Genomic DNA, 16063 nt, shown 5'->3' on the forward strand with positions numbered 1-16063 from the left:
TGCCCGAGGTCGACCCCGCCCTGCCCTCCGCCGCCCTGCCCGGGGTCGCCGTTCCCGAGGTCAACGGGGTCGTGGGGGCCGCTCAGGACCAGGTCGACTCCGTCGAGGTGACCGTTCCGCGGGTGAACGTGCCCGAGGTGGACACCGACGGCTACCTGGCCACCGCCCAGGGCACCACCGTCATGGTCGAATTCCTCTCCCAGCAGGCCCGCGGTGACGTCGACGCCGTCGCCGCCGAGGCCGGTTCCGTGGTCGACCAGACCGTGTCGGGCGTGGGCACCGACCTGGACGGTGTGGACGACCACGCCGTGGACACCGCCACGGGTGTCACCGACGGCGCCGTCGAGGACCTCGACGTCCCCGCGACCGACGTCGTCGACACCGAGGTGCTGCCCGAAACCCCCGCGGCCGGCGGGGTGGAAGACACCGTCGACGGTCTCACCGAGGCCGACGACCTGGCCGAGCTGGAGGTCGTCGACACCGAGACCCTGCCCACCGACGAGCTGCCGACCGACGCCTTGGACACGGACGTGACCGGCGCCGACCCGGTCGGCGACACCACCGACGCCCTGGGCACCGACCTGACCGACGGCCTGCTGTAGCCGTCGGTTCGACCGCGCGCTCCGCGTTGTGACACGCGGGTGCGCGCGGCCCCGGGCGGTTCGAGGGTTGATCCGCTCCGATGCGGGCGTGGCGGGATCCGTGGGGGGTCCGTCCACGCCACCCGGAGCAAGCGGGATCAGGGGGCCCTACCGCCCGGGGTCTTCCCGGAAGGTCCCGGGGTGGGAACGGCGCGTACCCGTGGCAGCGACGGGGAGCCACCGTCACCCTCCCCGGGACCCTCACGAATAAAGTCGCCGCGCCCCGAGATACGGGGCGCGGCGACCCATGTCCGAAACCGCCCTTTTCCTTGCGCCGGAGGGATATCAAGGAGGCGCGAATAGATGGTTATCGGCTATTGCTGAAACCGGGTTCCGGACTTTCTTTTTCGAGGCCGTCCGGCTAGGAAATTCCGCCGATCCCCACGTACTTGACGTCGAGGAACTCATCGATGCCGACTCGACCGCCCTCACGACCCAGCCCGGAGTGCTTCACCCCGCCGAACGGGGCCGCCGGGTTGGACACCACACCCTGGTTCAGCCCGACCATGCCGGTCTCCAAGGCCTCACTGACCCGGAACGCGCGGTTCAGGTCCCGCGTGTACAGGTAGCTGACCAGGCCGAACTCGGTGTCGTTGGCGGCGTGGACCACTTCCTCCTCGGTGTCGAAGGGCATCACGGGCGCCACGGGACCGAAGATCTCGGTGGTGGACAGTTCCGCCGCGAACGGCACGTTCGCCAGCACCGTCGGCTGGTAGAAGTGCCCTGGTCCGTCCCCGGGGCCACCGCCCACCAGCACGTTCGCTCCACGTTCGACGGCGTCGTCGACCAGGCTCTGGACCTTCTGCCGGGCCTTGTCATCGATCAGCGGACCCACGTCCGCGTCTTCGTCCAGGCCACGGCCCAACCGGAGCGCGCCCATGCGTTCGCTGAGCCGGGTCGAGAACTCCTCCGCGATCCCCGACTGGACGTAGATCCGGTTGGCCGCCGTGCACGCCTCCCCGATGTTGCGCATCTTGGCGAGCATCGCCCCGTCCACGGCCGCGTCCAGGTCGGCGTCGTCGAAGACGATGAAGGGCGCGTTCCCACCCAGTTCCATGGAGGTGCGCAGCACCTGGCCGGCGCTCTGCTCCAGCAGCTTGCGGCCCACAGCCGTCGACCCCGTGAACGACACCTTGCGGATCCGACCGTCGGTGAGCAGCGGCTCGGTGATCCGACCCGGGTCCGTGGTGGGCAGGACGCTCAGTACCCCCTCCGGAAGACCAGCCTCGGTGAGGATGTTGGCCAGCGCCAGCGCGGACAGAGGGGTCTGCTGGGCGGGCTTGAGGATCATCGTGCATCCCGCCGCGATGGCCGGCCCGATCTTGCGGGTTCCCATCGCCATGGGGAAGTTCCAAGGGGTGATGAGCATGCAGGGGCCGACCGGCTGTCGCATGACGAGGAAGCGCGACTTGCCGTCCGGTGAGGTGGAGAAACCGCCCTCGATCCGCACCGCCTCCTCGGAGAACCAGCGGAAGAACTCGGCGGCGTAAGCGATCTCGCCACGCGCCTCCGCGAGCGGCTTGCCCATCTCCAAGGTCATCAGGACCGCCAGCTCCTCCTGGTGGTCCATCAGCAGTTGATAGCTCCGGTACAGGATCTCACCGCGCTCCCGGGGCGAGGTCTTGGCCCACTCCGGCTGCGTGCGCGTCGCGATGTCCAGGGCCTCCAGACCGTCCTCCTTGCTCGCGTTCGCGACTTCGCACAGGACCTCGCGGGTGGAGGGGTCCTCCACGGGGAACATGGACCCGGTGGACGCATCACGCCACTTTCCCCCGAGGAAGAGCATCTTGTTCACCTGTGAGATGACCCGTGCTTCCCGATCCGCCATGTTCTACTCCTCAGTCGACTGTGGTCGGAGAACTGCCCGGCGTGCGTCCGCTGGACACCGCCGCGTCCCGGATGTTTCCATAGCAGTGTCGATTGTCAACAATCCTACGGAACTAGAGCAAGGAATTGAGGCCATCGCATGGCGGAGCTCTCCCCGGCCCTCAAGCAGGCGACCCCGGTCATCGCCGCACGAGGTGAGGGTGTCTACATCTACGACGAGGACGACCGCCGCTTCCTGGACTTCACGGCCGGGATCGGTGTGACCAGCACCGGACACTGCCACCCCAAGGTGGTCGCCGCGGCCCAGGAACAGGTCGCGACCCTGATCCACGGCCAGTACACCACCGTGATGCACCGTCCCCTGCTGCGACTCACCGAACGTCTCGGCGAGGTCCTGCCCGAGGGGATCGATCGGCTGTTCTTCGTCAACTCCGGCAGCGAGGCGGTCGAGGCGGCCCTGCGCCTGGCCCGCCAGGCCACCGGGCGGCAGAACGCCGTCGTCTTCCAGGGTTCCTTCCACGGCCGCACCATGGGTGCCGCCTCCCTGACCACCTCCGGTACCAAGATCCGAGCGGGCATCGGCCCCCTCGTCCCCGGTGTCGTGGTCGCCCCCTTCCCGTACGCCTACCGACTGGGCATGTCCGAGGCCGACGCCGTCGCCTACGCCCTGCGCGAGCTCGACTACCAGTTCGCCACGGTTACCTCGCCCAAGGACACCGCGGCGGTGTTCATCGAACCGGTCCTCGGCGAGGGCGGCTATGTCCCCGTCCCGGACGCCTTCCTCCAGGGGTTGCGCGAACGAGCCGACCGGCACGGGTTCCTGCTGGTCATGGACGAGGTACAGACCGGGTTCGGGCGCACCGGAACGTTCTGGGGACACGAGCCCTCCGGCGTTCGCCCGGACATCGTCATCACCGCCAAGGGGCTCGCCAGCGGGTTCCCGATCTCCGCCATCGCCGCTCCCTCGTCCATCATGGACAAGGCCTGGCCGGGCTCCCAGGGTGGGACCTACGGCGGCAACGCCGTCGCCTGCGCCGGCGCCCTGGCCACCCTGGATGTCATCCAGGAAGAGGGGCTGGTGGAGAACTCCGCCCGCCAGGGTGAGCGCCTTCAACAGGGCCTGACCAAGATCGCCGAGGCCAACCCGGCCATCGGAGACGTGCGAGGCCGCGGCCTGATGCGGGCCTGCGAGTTCGTGAAGGCCGATGGTTCACCCGATGGGGAGACCGCCCAGCGCGCCCAGCAGGCCGCCGCACAGAACGGTCTGCTCCTGCTGACCTGCGGCCCGGCCGGCAACGTCGTCCGGTTCATCCCGGCCCTGATCGTCGACGGCGATCAGGTCGACACCGCCCTCGAACTGTGGGCGGCCTCCGTGGAGGAAGTGGTCTGACCTGCCAGGACGCCGCCGGGCGACCGGCGGCGTCCGCATGGCCCGGCTCACACCCGAAATGGGCGCGAACCCACTCCCACAGCGTGATAGAGTCGGAGACGTCGCAAGGGAGAGCGAAGCTCACCCGAGCGGGACACAATTGCAAGACCTGCACTCGTAGCTCAATGGATAGAGCATCTGACTACGGATCAGAAGGTTGGGGGTTCGAATCCTCCCGAGTGCGCCACCTTGAGACAGTGGAGCGACTGCCGGGCATGCGTAAGCAGCCCGGCAGGCGCTTTTGTGCCGCCTTGGACCCACAGCCGCCCGAACTGCGAAAACAGCTTGGGCGGCTTCTTTTGTCGGGCCGTCTCGTCTACTCCTCGGGTTTCTCCTGTGTCGTGGCGGGGCGTCGGTCGTTCATTCGCAGGACGATGAGCAGGGCCACACCCGCTGCGACCAGGGCGACCGCCCACGAAGCCACCGGTGCCATGGTCACCTCGCACCCATTGAACGAGAAGTTCCTGGCGGAAACCTCTTCGTAGGCGAACCACCCGAAGGATTGTTCGGGCATGGGGAAGGACCACCAGCCCGCTCCGCACGAACTGGTGGGGACCAGTCCTAGAGCGCTTCCGCCTGAGATCAGGGCGATGGCGATGGCGCGGATGATCTGGAGGGGGGACACGTTTCTCCTCAGTGCCGGGGTGCCACATAGGACGCTTCCGCATCCTCTCCGGTTGCTGAAGGGCGCCGAACGCGGGTCTGGTAGCGTGCCCGATCCGAACTCTGGGAACGCTCCCAGGCGGTGACCCCCTCTGGAGGCCGAATGACCGCCTCGCCCACACCGGTCCGTAACTGGGCCGGGAACCTCACCTACGCCAGCCCTCGGATCCACCGTCCGACCAGCGTCGACGAGCTCTCCTCCCTGGTCCGGGACACCCCGCGGATCCGGGCGTTGGGCAGTGGGCATTCCTTCAATCGGGTCGCCGACTCCGACCACGACCTGGTCCGGTTGGACGTTCTCCCCCGGGAGATCGAGGTGGGCGTGGACACCGTCACCGTCTCAGCGGGCACCCGGTACGCGGACCTGGCCACCGTGTTGCACCGGCGGGGGTTCGCGCTGGGCAATCTGGCCTCGCTGCCGCACATCTCGGTGGCCGGGTCCTGCGCCACCGGCACGCATGGGTCCGGTGATCGGCAACGGTGTCTGGCCGCGGCGGTCCGCAGGATCGAGTTGATGGGCCCCGACGGTGAAACGGTCCGGTTGGGGCGGGGCGACGACGCCTTCCCCGGTTCGGTGGTGGCGCTCGGCGCGTTGGGGATCGTCACCCGGCTCACCCTGGAGATCGAACCCACCTTCGAGGTCTCCCAGCGGGTCCGGCTCGATGTGCCCTTGGACGAGGTCGCGGCGGACTTCGACGCGGTCTTCGGGGCGGCCTACAGCGTCAGCTTGTTCACCGACTGGTGTGGGACCACCGGCAGGGTCTGGCTGAAGCGGCGCGTGGGCGAGCCCGGAGGCATGTGGTCCGGCGGTCGTTCGGCGAGCGTCCCCCAGCACCCGGTTCCGGGGGTGCCCACCGAACCCGCCACCGAACAGCTGGACGTGCCCGGCCCGTGGTGTGATCGGCTGCCGCACTTCCGTCCGGAACTGCCCCCGAGCGCCGGCGCCGAACTCCAGTCCGAGCTCTACCTGCCTCGGGAGGTCGCTCCCGAGGCCTTCGCGGCGCTCAGGGAGATCGGCGACCACATCGCCCAGGTGCTGTATATCGGGGAGGTGCGCACGGTCCGCGCCGATGACCTGTGGCTGAGCCCCGCGTACGGTCGCGACTCGGTGACCTTCCACTTCACCTGGCATCGGAACCCGGAAGCGGTGACCCCGGTCCTGCGGGAGGTAGAGGAAAGGCTCGCCCCGCTGGGCGCGCGCCCGCACTGGGGCAAGCTCACGACGCTGCGGCCCATGGAGGTCGTCGGTCGGTACGAACGAGCGGCCGACTTCGCCGACCTGTTGGAGCGCTTCGACCCGACCGGGAAATTCCGCAACCCCTTCGTGGATTCCTACTTCCCCCGGCCCTGAACGCGGGAACGGGGCGGCCCTGTGACGGACCGCCCCGTTGGCGCTTCACACACGCTCAGAAGCCCTCGACGGGATCAACCCTCGGGGTTCTCCTGGGCGGAGTTCTTCCTGCGGCGCGCTAGGTAGGCGGCGGCGCCACCGCCGGCGGCGATCGCGGTGCCCGCGGCGATCAGGCCGAGGACGGGCACACCGGTCCGGGCCAGGTCGTCTTCCTTGCCGGGCTTCTCGTCGGCCGGAGCCTCAGCGTCCTTCTCGGCGTCGGAGCCTTCCTGGTCCTGGCCACCCTCGTCACCGGAACCCTCGGACTCCTCCGGGTCGGTGTCACCTTCTCCGCCGTCCTCGCCACCGGTGTCGTCCCCGTCGTCGCCCTCGTTCCCATCTTCGTTCTCGCCGTCCTCCTCGCCTTCGTCTCCGCCGTCTTCCGCGGGCGGAAGGTCACCTGCGACCCAGGTGTCCCCGATGCCGTAGGTGACGCTGAACCCCTCCTCGGGGAAGTCCACGACGAGTTCGAGGGAGTGGTGGGCGCCCCACAGGGGCGTGCCGTCGATGCTCTCCTCCCAGGGGGAGGTGTTGGTGACGAACAAGAACTCGGCGCCGATCTCGTTCACCTCCACGGAGCTCTCGCCCGCGTCGTGGACGAACTCCTCGTCGCCGGCCCAGTTCCGATGCGTCTCGATCGTGGTGCCGGTGAAGGAGGCATGGAGGACGGACTCTTCGGAGGAACCCTCGGCGTTCTCCAAGCCCGGTTGGGAGACACCACCGGAGGCCGCCTCACGCATGGCTTCGATGTCGCCCTCGGTGAGTTCGATGCGCAGTTCCTCGAAGAGCACACGTGAGATGAGTTCGTCCGTGTCCACGTCCACCAGGATGCTGGTCCGGGAGTCGGCGAAGATCTCGTCCTTGTAGGCGTCCAGGTAGCGGTTGGTGCCGTGGACGTCACCACCTCTAGGACCGAACAACTGGATGCGGGCGTCATCGGCGATGTGCGCCCGTGCGTAACCGACCTCTCCGGTGTCGGCATAGGCGGGGGCTGCCGCCAGGGTGAGTGCGCCGAAGGCGATGAAGGCCACGGCACCCTGAGCGGCACGCCGGGAGTGTTCGGGGGATCGGGGAGTCAAGGAACCCTCACTTCGTCTGATCCGGTCGTTTCCGTTCCACGACCGGTGGGGGATGTCGCACGCGCACCGGAAGCGGGTGGGCTGCGGCGACGGCGAACGAGCACACCGGTTCTCACCGCATGGGCATTCGCAGACAATTGATGCTAGATAGGTAAGGCGAGGGCAAAGCACTCCTTTTGGAGACGATCGGATAACTACTTTTCGGTTTCCGAAAGGGAGCGCCCGTAATGTTTTCCTATTGATGATCAATTCGCGTGAACCATTCTCGAAGATGGGCGTCTGAAGGTGTGTTCACTCCCAGGCCATTCGGCGGGCGGTGGAGACCTCCAACGGCGCGCTGCCCTGGTGCGCGGCCAGCAGGGCCCGGCCCGCCTCGGTGCGGGTGTGCACCGCCTCGCCCAGGGACACCCACCGGTTCCACGCCCGTTCGAAGGCCAGGGCCCCTTTCTTGTTGCGGGCCAGGACCGACGGAACCGCGTGCGGGACCACCACCGTGGCGTCCTTCCGCGCACCCTCGACCGGTGTGGTGAGCACGTACCGGGGGATCAGGTAGCGCGGGTCACCGACCAGAGGTGCGAGGACCTCGTCCAGGGACTCGGCGAACAGTTCCGCGGAACCCGGGTCGGTGAGGGTGAACCGGTACACCCCGTCGGTGTCCACGTGCACACGCACTCCTTGCGCACCGGTGTCGGACAGGTCCGCCGAGCACAGCGCCTCGGCGACCGCGCACGCGTAGTAGGAGGTGTCCACCGGCCGGCGCGCCAGGGACCGCAGGCGTGCGGCCTCTCGCCGTGTCCGGCCGAGCGCCCGCCACCAGTGGACGCCCGCGACCGCACCGAAGGCGAGGGCGAGGGCGAGCGACCACGGCGCGAACGCCGACGCCACCAGACACACGGCCGCGAGCGAACCGAACACCCAGGTGGGAAGCCGATCCCCGCCCGCGGGCAGACTCCGAGGCGCGGGCACGATGCCCTGGCCGCCCACCAGTACCTCGGGTGGTCCGGGCACGGCCACGTCCGCCCCGGCCTCCGGAACCCCGGCCCGGCCCTTCCGGGATTCGTACACCCGCAACGTCGGCAGGAGGGTGTCCTCGTATTCCGTGCCGAGCCGCCATCGGTCCCGGGTACCGTCCCGATCGGACGCCCGCTCCAGCATCCTCGTGTTGAGAGGGGCCGATTCCGTGGGCGGTTCGTAGGGGGAGAGTTCGGGGTCCACGTGCGCGACCCCGCTCATCACCTGGCCGTCGGCGCCCACCCCCAGGTAGCCCTCGTGTTTACGCACGAACCGGTCCCAGTCGGCCGCCCCACGTGGGTGTTCGTGGCTCACGCACACCACGGTCCAGGTGTGCGCCACCTTCTCCGTCCACTCCGGGTCCAGCCGCAGCGCACGCCCCCGGCTCTGCACCACGGCGGTAGGGGTGGTGGCGGTGGTCAGATCGACCACCGTGTTGACGCCGCGCGCGTCCCACCCCTCACCGAGCAGGGCGCGCGTGCCCACCAGGATCTGAGAACGGCCGCTCTCCAAGAACCGGGTCACCACCCCGACCCAGGTGCGTGAGGACCAGGAACCCTCGACCACGTGCAGCCCGTCCACCTCACGGAGGGACAGGTCGGCCCTGGGCACTTCCGAACGGGCGAATTCCAGCAGCGCCGCCGCGGTGCCGGCCCCGGCTGCGACGGTGCGGCCGGTGACCAACACGGGGTCCAGGTCGCGGGTGCGCGGGTCCTCGGCCAGCCGGACCACTTGGAGCCAGGCCGATCCGGCGTCGTCGGAAAGCACCCCGCGCAGCGCGGCGGGGGCCCGGGCGGTGGCGCGTTCGTGGTCGCACAGCACCAGGGCGCGCAGCCGTGTTCCGGCGGCGTCCCGTTCCGTGGCGAGGATGTCCACGGTGGCCAGTGACTTGGCGGCGCTGCGGGCCAGCACCCGGTCCACCGGTGAGGCTCCCCGGCGGATTCCACGGCGGGTCAGGTGGTACCCCACGGAGGGCAGAGCGGCGCGAATCCGTTCGCGTGCCTCCTTGTCCCGCGAGGAGTCGGGGTCCAGGCAGTGGCGGGTGTAGTCCCCGATCAACGCCGTCCAGTCCTCCGCGCGCGGCGGGTGCCGGTGCTGTTCGTACACGCGGGCGCCGTCCGGTAGAGCTATCAGCCCGTGGTGGTGCAGCCGGAGTACGGCGTCGGTGAGCTCGGGGTCGTCCGTGGCGAGGGTGCCCCACCCCAGGCGTCCGCCCTCGGTGGTGTCGCGGGAGACGAAGCGGGCGTCCAACCAGGGCAGGAAGTCGGTGTTCGCGAACCCGGGTTCGAGCAGGTCGGTGCACATCGCGCTGAATCGGGTGCCTTGTCCGGCGAGGTACTCGTGTTCGGTGAGGGTGGGTTCGGTGACGTACACGAGCTCGGCGAAGGGCGCGAGATAGCCGTCACGGACCAGGGCGGGGATGGAAGCGCCGGTGATGGGGGACCCGAACAGTCGGTCGACGAGGTCGCGCTCGGTGCCCGTGAGGCTTCCCGCGGGGGTACCGGTCAGCCCGATCACATGGGCGTCGGGGAGCTCGTCGAGGATCTCGGCGAGAAGGCGCCCCCACACCTGCAACAGGTGGTGACACTCGTCGAGCAGGAGGGTGAGCGGGCCCGCGTCGTGCAGGGCGTCGACCAGGGCGCGGCCGTTGGGGTGCAATCGGTCGCTGACGGGGGTGGGCGAGTGCCCTTCCTCGTCCGTTTCGGCGTCGGGGTCGAAGACCGCCAGGGACTGGTAGGTGAGCACGTTGACGTCGTCATCGAGGGAGCGGTCACCGCCGGCGCCGCAGCCCTCGGGGCGGTCGAAGGACTCCCAGTGCCGGATCCACTGGCCCTGAATAGCGGTGTTGGGCGCCAGGACCACGGTCCTGCGCCCCAGTCTTCGGGCGGCTTCCAACCCGACGAGGGTCTTGCCAGAGCCCGGAGGGAGCACGATCCAGGTCCGGTGATCTCCGCGGGCCCAACGCCGGTCCACCTCGTCGAGGGCGGAGAGCTGATAGGGGCGCAGCTCCCCGGGCCAGGTGGCCTCCGCCACTTTTACCGCCGTTTCGGACATCCCTCCAGAGTAGGTGGGACGGCCCCGAATACGCCGAGGGCCCCGACATCGACGTCGGGGCCCTCGGAATCGGTCGAGTTCAGAGAGCCGGGGCGGGGGCGCGCCGTGCGGCGTACAGGAACACCGCCAGCGCGGCCACCGCGGTCAGGAGCATCACCGTGGTCATGCTGACCAGAGTGGTGGCACCGGTCAGCCCGGCGGTGGCGGCCAAGCCGGAACCCACCGCGAACTGGAGCGTGCCCAGCAGCGCCGAACTCGTCCCGGCGATCTCCGCGGGCTGGCCCGAGAGCGCCATCGCCGTGGCGTTGGGCGAGATCAGTCCGGTGAAGAGCATCATCACGAACAACGCGGTGGTGACGTTCACCAGGTCGGCCTGCCCGGACACCGCGAGAAGGCCCATGGCGAGCACCGAGACGGTGGCGCCCAGGAGCCCCAGGGCCAACCTGCGACGCAGCTCCATGCGCCGGATCAGTGCCACGTTCACCTGGTTGCCGAGGATCATCCCGAGCGTGGTCACCCCGAAGACCAGACTGAACTGCTGGGCGGTCGCGTCGAACTGGTTCTGGGACACGAAGGAGAACGCCGAGATGTAGGTGAAGCTCATCCCGAAGCTCAGCGCCAGGACGGCGGTGGGTGCGATGAAACCGGGGTCGCGCAGCAGCCGGGTGAAGGTTCGGGCGAGCACACGCGGGTCCTGCTTGGTGCGACTCTCCTCGGGCAGGCTCTCCGGCAGGGACACGTACACCAGCACGAAGGTGAGAGCGCCCGCCAGCCCCAGCGCCCCGAAGATCAGCTGCCACGGGCCCAGGTACAGGAGCTGCCCCCCGAGCAGCGGACCGAGCATGGGCGCCAGCCCGGTGACCAGCATCAACCGAGAGAAGAAGGTGGCGGCGGTGTCGCCGTGGAACACGTCTCGCACGACCGCGCGGGACACCACCAAGCCGGCCGCCGCGGCCAGACCTTGGACGAAACGCAGCAGCATGAACGTCTCGGTCGACGTCACGAACATGATCGCGAAGGTCACCGCGGTGAACACTCCGGTGCCGATCAACAGGGGGCCACGGCGCCCCCAACGGTCGCTGAGAGGACCGGCGACCAGCTGGCCCAGGGCCAGGCCCGCCATGACGGCGGTCAGGGTGAGCTTCACTCGGGACTCGCTCGACCCCAGGTCGGCGGCGATCTGGGGGAGAGCCGGCAGGTACAGGTCGGTGGCGAGCGGTCCGATGGCGGACAGCGCGGCGAGGATGAGAACGAGCAGGGCGGCCGGCCGCGTCGGAGCCGCGGCGGCGGTGTCTGTGCGCGCGTTCGGGCGCACGGTGGTCAGGCTCACGAGCTCTCCAGAAAAGGACAGAGGAAGGTACAGGGCAACCAGGGGTTGTGCGGGTTGGCGCCGTGAGCCACCTTCGGGTGGGGCACCTGGAAAGTGTCCGACTCGGGGACACTTCCGCGTGCAACGGATGACCAAGGGGTCGTGATCCCGACTTGACCCGGGTTTCCCGGTGATCCGAACCACAGGGCCACAAGCCCTGTCACTGTGGGCTTCCCGTACTCGTGAGCGCGCTCACTCATCCGCTCGTCGGGTTGCGAGGGTCACCGATCACCGCGCACATCGGAGCCGATCGAAGCGGGGTGCCGCTCCGGGGCTCCGGGGGGTGGAAGTGGTGAGGCCGAGTGGGCGGCTCGGCGGCCGGACCAGGGGGTGTGCCGACCCGAACGGTCCGGTGGAAGACCTGCTCCGTCATCTGAAGGACGTCGCCTGGGACCGGCTTTCATCGCCGTCCCAGGCGGCCGAAGGTCAGTTCTCGTCCTGCTCCAAGGCAGCACGCAGTCGGGCGTCCTCGGCGGCGCGGGCGGCACGGCGCAGCTGGTGCCAGGCGGTGGCCCAACGCAGGCGTTCGCCCTCGTCGGTGCCGACGCAGGCGGTCACGAAGGCCATCAGGAACACGTAACCGGGGAGTTCGGTGCCCTCAAGGGCCCGGCGGAACTTGTCGGAGCTGACCACACCGCCGCACTTGAACTCCAACTCCAGGTAGGACCAGTCACCGGCCCAGGCGAGATAGCGGCGCATGGTCAGCAGGAACTCCGCCGGGGTGCGGGCGTCCATGGGGTTGGGACGCTGCTCCGAGTCGGACGGGGCGTCGGTCATGGGCGTGCTCATGAGGTCGACCCGGACGCGGGCCACCCGACCGGACCGGTACAGCGAACGGTTGGGTCCGGTTGGTTCGAGGAGGTCGGGGACACTCACTCGGTCTCCTTTTCGGCGGTCATGATGACGGCCAAGGGCATGGAAAGGGCTCTCCAGCGCCCGTACGACACGGGCGCGGACAAAGGGGTTCAGTGAAGGTCGGCCGTCGGATGGGGATGTTGTGGCGGGAACACCGGCCGATCGGTTACAGGGAAATGTACCGGATGAAGAGGACACACGAAAGCGCTTGCCGGCCGGGCTTATGGGAGGCGTACGTCTCTTTCGGGCGAGATCGCTTAGGTACGTGCTGCCCTGTTGGGGAATTTTCTATGAAATCAGCGCAAAGGTGATCTGGGGCACCAGTAGAAACGTCTGCAATGTCGACAACGTTCTTTTCCCTGTTCACTCGGGTGCACAGAGAAAACGATCTTTATTTCCGGAAGAATGGAAAGTACAAAATTGGATATCAGGACTGACCGAAACTAGGGGTTCCGTAGCCGGGGGTTACGCGACGTCGGGTTTCACGACTCAGGGTTCCACCAGAGTGCGGTCGCGTCATCCCGGACCTTCCCGCGTGGGAAACGGCGACCCTCGGGGTCGGCCCCCTCCAGGGAGCGCACCCGCTTCAGCAAGGAGCCAGGGCCCTGTTCCCGCGCCAGCTCGAAGATCTCGGACCAGGAGAGGTCACCGAAGACCTCGACCGACCGACTCGCCCCGTCGGTCATCGCCAGGAACGACGCCCGGGGTAGTACGCCGGTCAAGGCTTCCTCGGCGGCCTGCGTATCGGCGCCCGCCGTCCAGAACCCGTTCGGGACGTTGCGCCAGGCCCTGATCGCGGTCCCCGGCCCCACCCGTGGGCGCAGGTCGTCGAGACGGGTGTCGGCGACCACCCGGATCCGCCCGTCGTCCTGGGACAGCAGCACGGAGTCGGACAACACCAGGTACTCCAGGGTGTCGGCGTGCACCCGGACCGCGACCACCGTCGCCGAGGGTGTCTCCTGGACGGTGAGGTCACAGGTCTTCGCGTGGGCGGAGGACACGGCCGTGATCGCTTCCGCCAGCGCGTCGCGCACAGGTAGGCCGGAGTCCAACCCCGCCAACAGCAGGGCCCCGAGTCTGCGTGTGTACCAGGCGACCCCGTGCGAACAACCGTTGTCCTCGTCCGGCGGGGCGCTGACACCGTCGAGCAGCACCGCGGACGTGGCCGTGACCGCGGCGAAGTCCTCGTTGGGACGGTCGGGGGCACCGGCTTCGGTGGCGAGGAGGAAGGGCACGGGCCGGTTCTACCCGGGACCGACGCCCTCATCCGTGCCGGCGGGGTCGTCCGGATCACACCGGCCGACCCCGCGCGAAGGATCGTCTCAGCGCACCAGCACGGTGGCGTGGATGTCCAGGTGGCCCTGTTCCCACAGCCAGTCCATGGCGGCCAGACTGACCCGGGCGCAGCCCTTGGACGCCGCCTGCGCCGGGACGCTCGGGTATCCGTGCACGGCGATGCCGCCGTTGAAGTACTTGGGTCGGTAGAGCGCGCCGTAGGGTCCTGGGTCCCAGGAGTCGACATCGCGGAAGACCGAGTAGGAGCCCTCCGGGGTGACGGCGATCCGCTCGTCGCCGTCGGAGCCCTCGTAGGGCTGACCGGAACCGGTGGAGGTGTGGATGACGCGCTGGACCTCGCCCTCGGTGACGACCAACAGCAACTGCCGTTCCAGGTCGATCTCCACCACCGAGCCGGACTCCGTGGTGGCGGAGGGAACGGTGCCCTCGTCGAGGGCACCGCGGGTGGCCGAGCCGACGATGCCGTCCCGGTCGATCCCGGCGGCCTTCTGCATGGCCAGGACCGCGTGTTCGGTGTGCATACCGAACTCGCCGTCCGCGCCGTCGATCCAGTAGCCGAGTTCGCTCAGCCGTTCCTGGAGGGCGCGCACCTGCTCACCGGAGTCCCCGGACCGTAGATCCGCGGTGACGGCGGCGGCCGGAGCCGCCGCAGAGGCGGAGACCGGGGCCGGAGCGGCGTGCGCCGGAGAGGCGATCAGGGAGGCCCCCAAGGCCAGGGCGCAGGCCGGGCCGAGGAGGAGGGTCGTTCGGATGGGGTTTCTTGCGAAGAGTGATCGAGGGGAGACCATACGTTCCATTTACCCACAGATCTCGGATTCCCGACCCTTCACTCCGGAATCTGTGGATAACTCGGATCGACTTCGCAGGTCGGGGCGCTCCGGGCGCGACGAATCGAGACACATGGTCTGTGGGAACGGGCGGGATCACCGTGGTCCAAGGACGTCCCGACCCGCTCTCCGGATCCGCGTCCCGATCCGCCGTCCCGGGCGGTGGGGTCAGACGAACCTGGAGCTGCGTACCGGCCCGGAGGTCATGGAGGGCAACCTCGGACCGTCCGCCCACCGCTGGGCCACCGCTTCGGTGAAGGGCGCCAGGCCGGGGTCGCTCTCCTCCGGTTCGAGCGCGGTGATCTCCTCGGCGATCTCCTCCTCGGGGCGCTCGTCGGCCGGGTCGCGGACGACGTCACCGTCCACGACACGGAGGTTCTCGCCCCACGGAGAGTTCACGCTCTGGTGCAGAACCGAGACCACGTCGGCGGCGACACCCGGAGGTTCGGTCCAGCAGGAGGCGTGCTCGAACAGGACCTGGCCCGGTGACCGAGGAACCAGGGACCGACGCAGGTCGGCGTCGCTGTCGTTCAGATCGTAGGCCACCACCAGGGCGTCCGAGCGTTCCGGATCGATCGGGACCACGGGCAGATCCAGCAGCCGTGCGGTGGCCAGACCCAGGACGCGGCTGGAACGGTCCGGCAACGGCATCACCGCGTCGGGAGTGCGCCCGCCCGCGGCCAAGGCCGCGGCCAAGTCGGCGATCCCGGTGCGACAGCTCTGGTAGCCGTCACCGAGGTAGGCGAAGCGTCCGGTCATCCCCTCGTCGAAGCCGTACGGGGAGATCTGCCCCAGGACGGCGCCGGTCAGTGCGAAATGCCATCCACGCAGATCACGATGGTCCATGGGGCCGGCACCCCGGGCCGCTTCGGCCCGCTCGACCATGAGGGTGATCCGGTGGTGGGCCAGGTCCCAGGACTCGTCCTCGGGGGTGAGGAGGTCGTCGAGGAGCCCGCGTGCGGTATCGATGTCGCCGGAACACAGCGTGTTGTACGCCAGGAGGTATCCGCCGGGCCAGTCCGGAAGTGGGCCGTCCCAGGTCCGTAGCGCGCGTACCGCGTCCTCGTGGCGCTCCAGGTCCTCCAATGCCGAGGTGAGTTCCCACAGGATCGGGGCGGCCTCCGGTGCGCTGTCCCGGCCCGTTCGCAGAGCGGGGATCGCCAGGTGCGGCAGGCCCGCCTCCAGGCATGCGTGACCGAAGTCGTAGCAGGCCTGCGGAGCGTCCGGCCGTTCCAGGAGTGCGTCCGCCGTCGTACTGAGGTCGGGAAGGTTCGCGGCGCGTCCGACCGCGCCCACGAAGCGTCCGACGTCGGCCGGACGGAGGTCGTCGGACCCTCCTCGCAGCGAGTTCACCGCGGAGCCCACGTCGCCGGACTCCAAGGTCCGCCATGCCTGGTCGAGATCTGCCGTCAAGATGTCGCCTCATCGTTCGGGTTCGGGACACCGGATCGCGTCCCACCACGTTCCGATGATCACCCGCGGCGCGGGGTTCTGGAGACGACGTTCCCGCTGTTGGAGGGTGCGAAGCGGGTCGAATACCAGTTCCGCGATGTGGAGATGTGGTGTTTTTGCCGAGAATTGGTGACCCCGAGTGAATGGGAGAGCGATTTCCGTCGCATAA

11 protein-coding genes, 1 tRNA gene and 1 pseudogene are annotated in these 16063 nt (G+C 68.9%); 4 read left to right on the plus strand and 9 right to left on the minus strand.

The genetic code is table 11. From position 1 onward, the window contains the following. A pseudogene (locus BQ8420_RS31980) lies at positions 1–602 on the plus strand (hypothetical protein); the annotation flags it as partial. A 400-nt stretch (positions 603–1002) separates the two neighbouring features. Here BQ8420_RS31980 and BQ8420_RS16875 read toward each other — a convergent pair. Next, positions 1003–2469 (minus strand): NAD-dependent succinate-semialdehyde dehydrogenase, encoded by a 1467-nt coding sequence (locus tag BQ8420_RS16875; RefSeq protein WP_087100091.1) that lies wholly within the window; start codon positions 2467–2469, stop codon positions 1003–1005. Between the two features lie 138 nt (positions 2470–2607). On the opposite strand from BQ8420_RS16875, the gene BQ8420_RS16880 reads away from it, so the two are divergent. Next, positions 2608–3858 carry an aspartate aminotransferase family protein gene (locus BQ8420_RS16880; protein WP_087100092.1) on the plus strand — a complete coding sequence of 417 codons (1251 nt, stop codon included), beginning with the start codon at positions 2608–2610 and terminating at the stop codon, positions 3856–3858. Between the two features lie 150 nt (positions 3859–4008). Further along, positions 4009–4084: transfer RNA gene (locus BQ8420_RS16885), tRNA-Arg, on the plus strand. A 129-nt stretch (positions 4085–4213) separates the two neighbouring features. Here the strand turns inward: BQ8420_RS16885 and BQ8420_RS16890 are convergent. Then, positions 4214–4522 carry a hypothetical protein gene (locus BQ8420_RS16890; protein ID WP_087100093.1) on the minus strand — a complete coding sequence of 103 codons (309 nt, stop codon included), beginning with the start codon at positions 4520–4522 and terminating at the stop codon, positions 4214–4216. A 141-nt stretch (positions 4523–4663) separates the two neighbouring features. Here BQ8420_RS16890 and BQ8420_RS16895 point away from each other — a divergent pair, with 141 nt between their 5' ends. Further along, positions 4664–5911 carry a D-arabinono-1,4-lactone oxidase gene (locus BQ8420_RS16895; protein ID WP_087100094.1) on the plus strand — a complete coding sequence of 416 codons (1248 nt, stop codon included), beginning with the start codon at positions 4664–4666 and terminating at the stop codon, positions 5909–5911. A 74-nt stretch (positions 5912–5985) separates the two neighbouring features. Here BQ8420_RS16895 and BQ8420_RS16900 read toward each other — a convergent pair whose 3' ends face one another. From BQ8420_RS16900 to BQ8420_RS16930, 7 genes are all read right to left on the minus strand, one after another. Further along, positions 5986–7029, minus strand: a complete 1044-nt coding sequence (locus BQ8420_RS16900) for a hypothetical protein (RefSeq protein ID WP_087100095.1) — start codon at positions 7027–7029, stop codon at positions 5986–5988. Positions 7030–7320: 291 nt separating this feature from the next. Beyond that, a complete protein-coding gene (locus tag BQ8420_RS16905) occupies positions 7321–10095 on the minus strand; it encodes a DEAD/DEAH box helicase family protein (protein ID WP_087100096.1) in 2775 nt (924 codons plus the stop codon). A gap of 79 nt (positions 10096–10174) precedes the next feature. After that, entirely contained in the window at positions 10175–11425 is a 1251-nt protein-coding gene (locus BQ8420_RS16910) for a multidrug effflux MFS transporter (protein WP_369825511.1), read from the minus strand. Between the two features lie 465 nt (positions 11426–11890). After that, on the minus strand, positions 11891–12340 hold the full coding sequence (locus BQ8420_RS16915; protein WP_087100097.1) for a hypothetical protein: 450 nt from the start codon (positions 12338–12340) through the stop codon (positions 11891–11893). A 461-nt stretch (positions 12341–12801) separates the two neighbouring features. Then, positions 12802–13554, minus strand: coding sequence for a protein phosphatase 2C domain-containing protein (locus BQ8420_RS16920; RefSeq protein ID WP_087100098.1), 753 nt, complete (start codon positions 13552–13554; stop codon positions 12802–12804). Positions 13555–13641: 87 nt separating this feature from the next. Then, entirely contained in the window at positions 13642–14403 is a 762-nt protein-coding gene (locus BQ8420_RS16925) for a L,D-transpeptidase family protein (RefSeq protein ID WP_087100099.1), read from the minus strand. Between the two features lie 207 nt (positions 14404–14610). Further along, positions 14611–15855, minus strand: coding sequence for a lipopolysaccharide assembly protein LapB (locus tag BQ8420_RS16930; RefSeq protein ID WP_087100100.1), 1245 nt, complete (start codon positions 15853–15855; stop codon positions 14611–14613). Positions 15856–16063: the final 208 nt, after the last annotated feature.

This window comes from Nocardiopsis sp. JB363 (genome assembly GCF_900143625.1).
GTDB lineage: Bacteria > Actinomycetota > Actinomycetes > Streptosporangiales > Streptosporangiaceae > Nocardiopsis.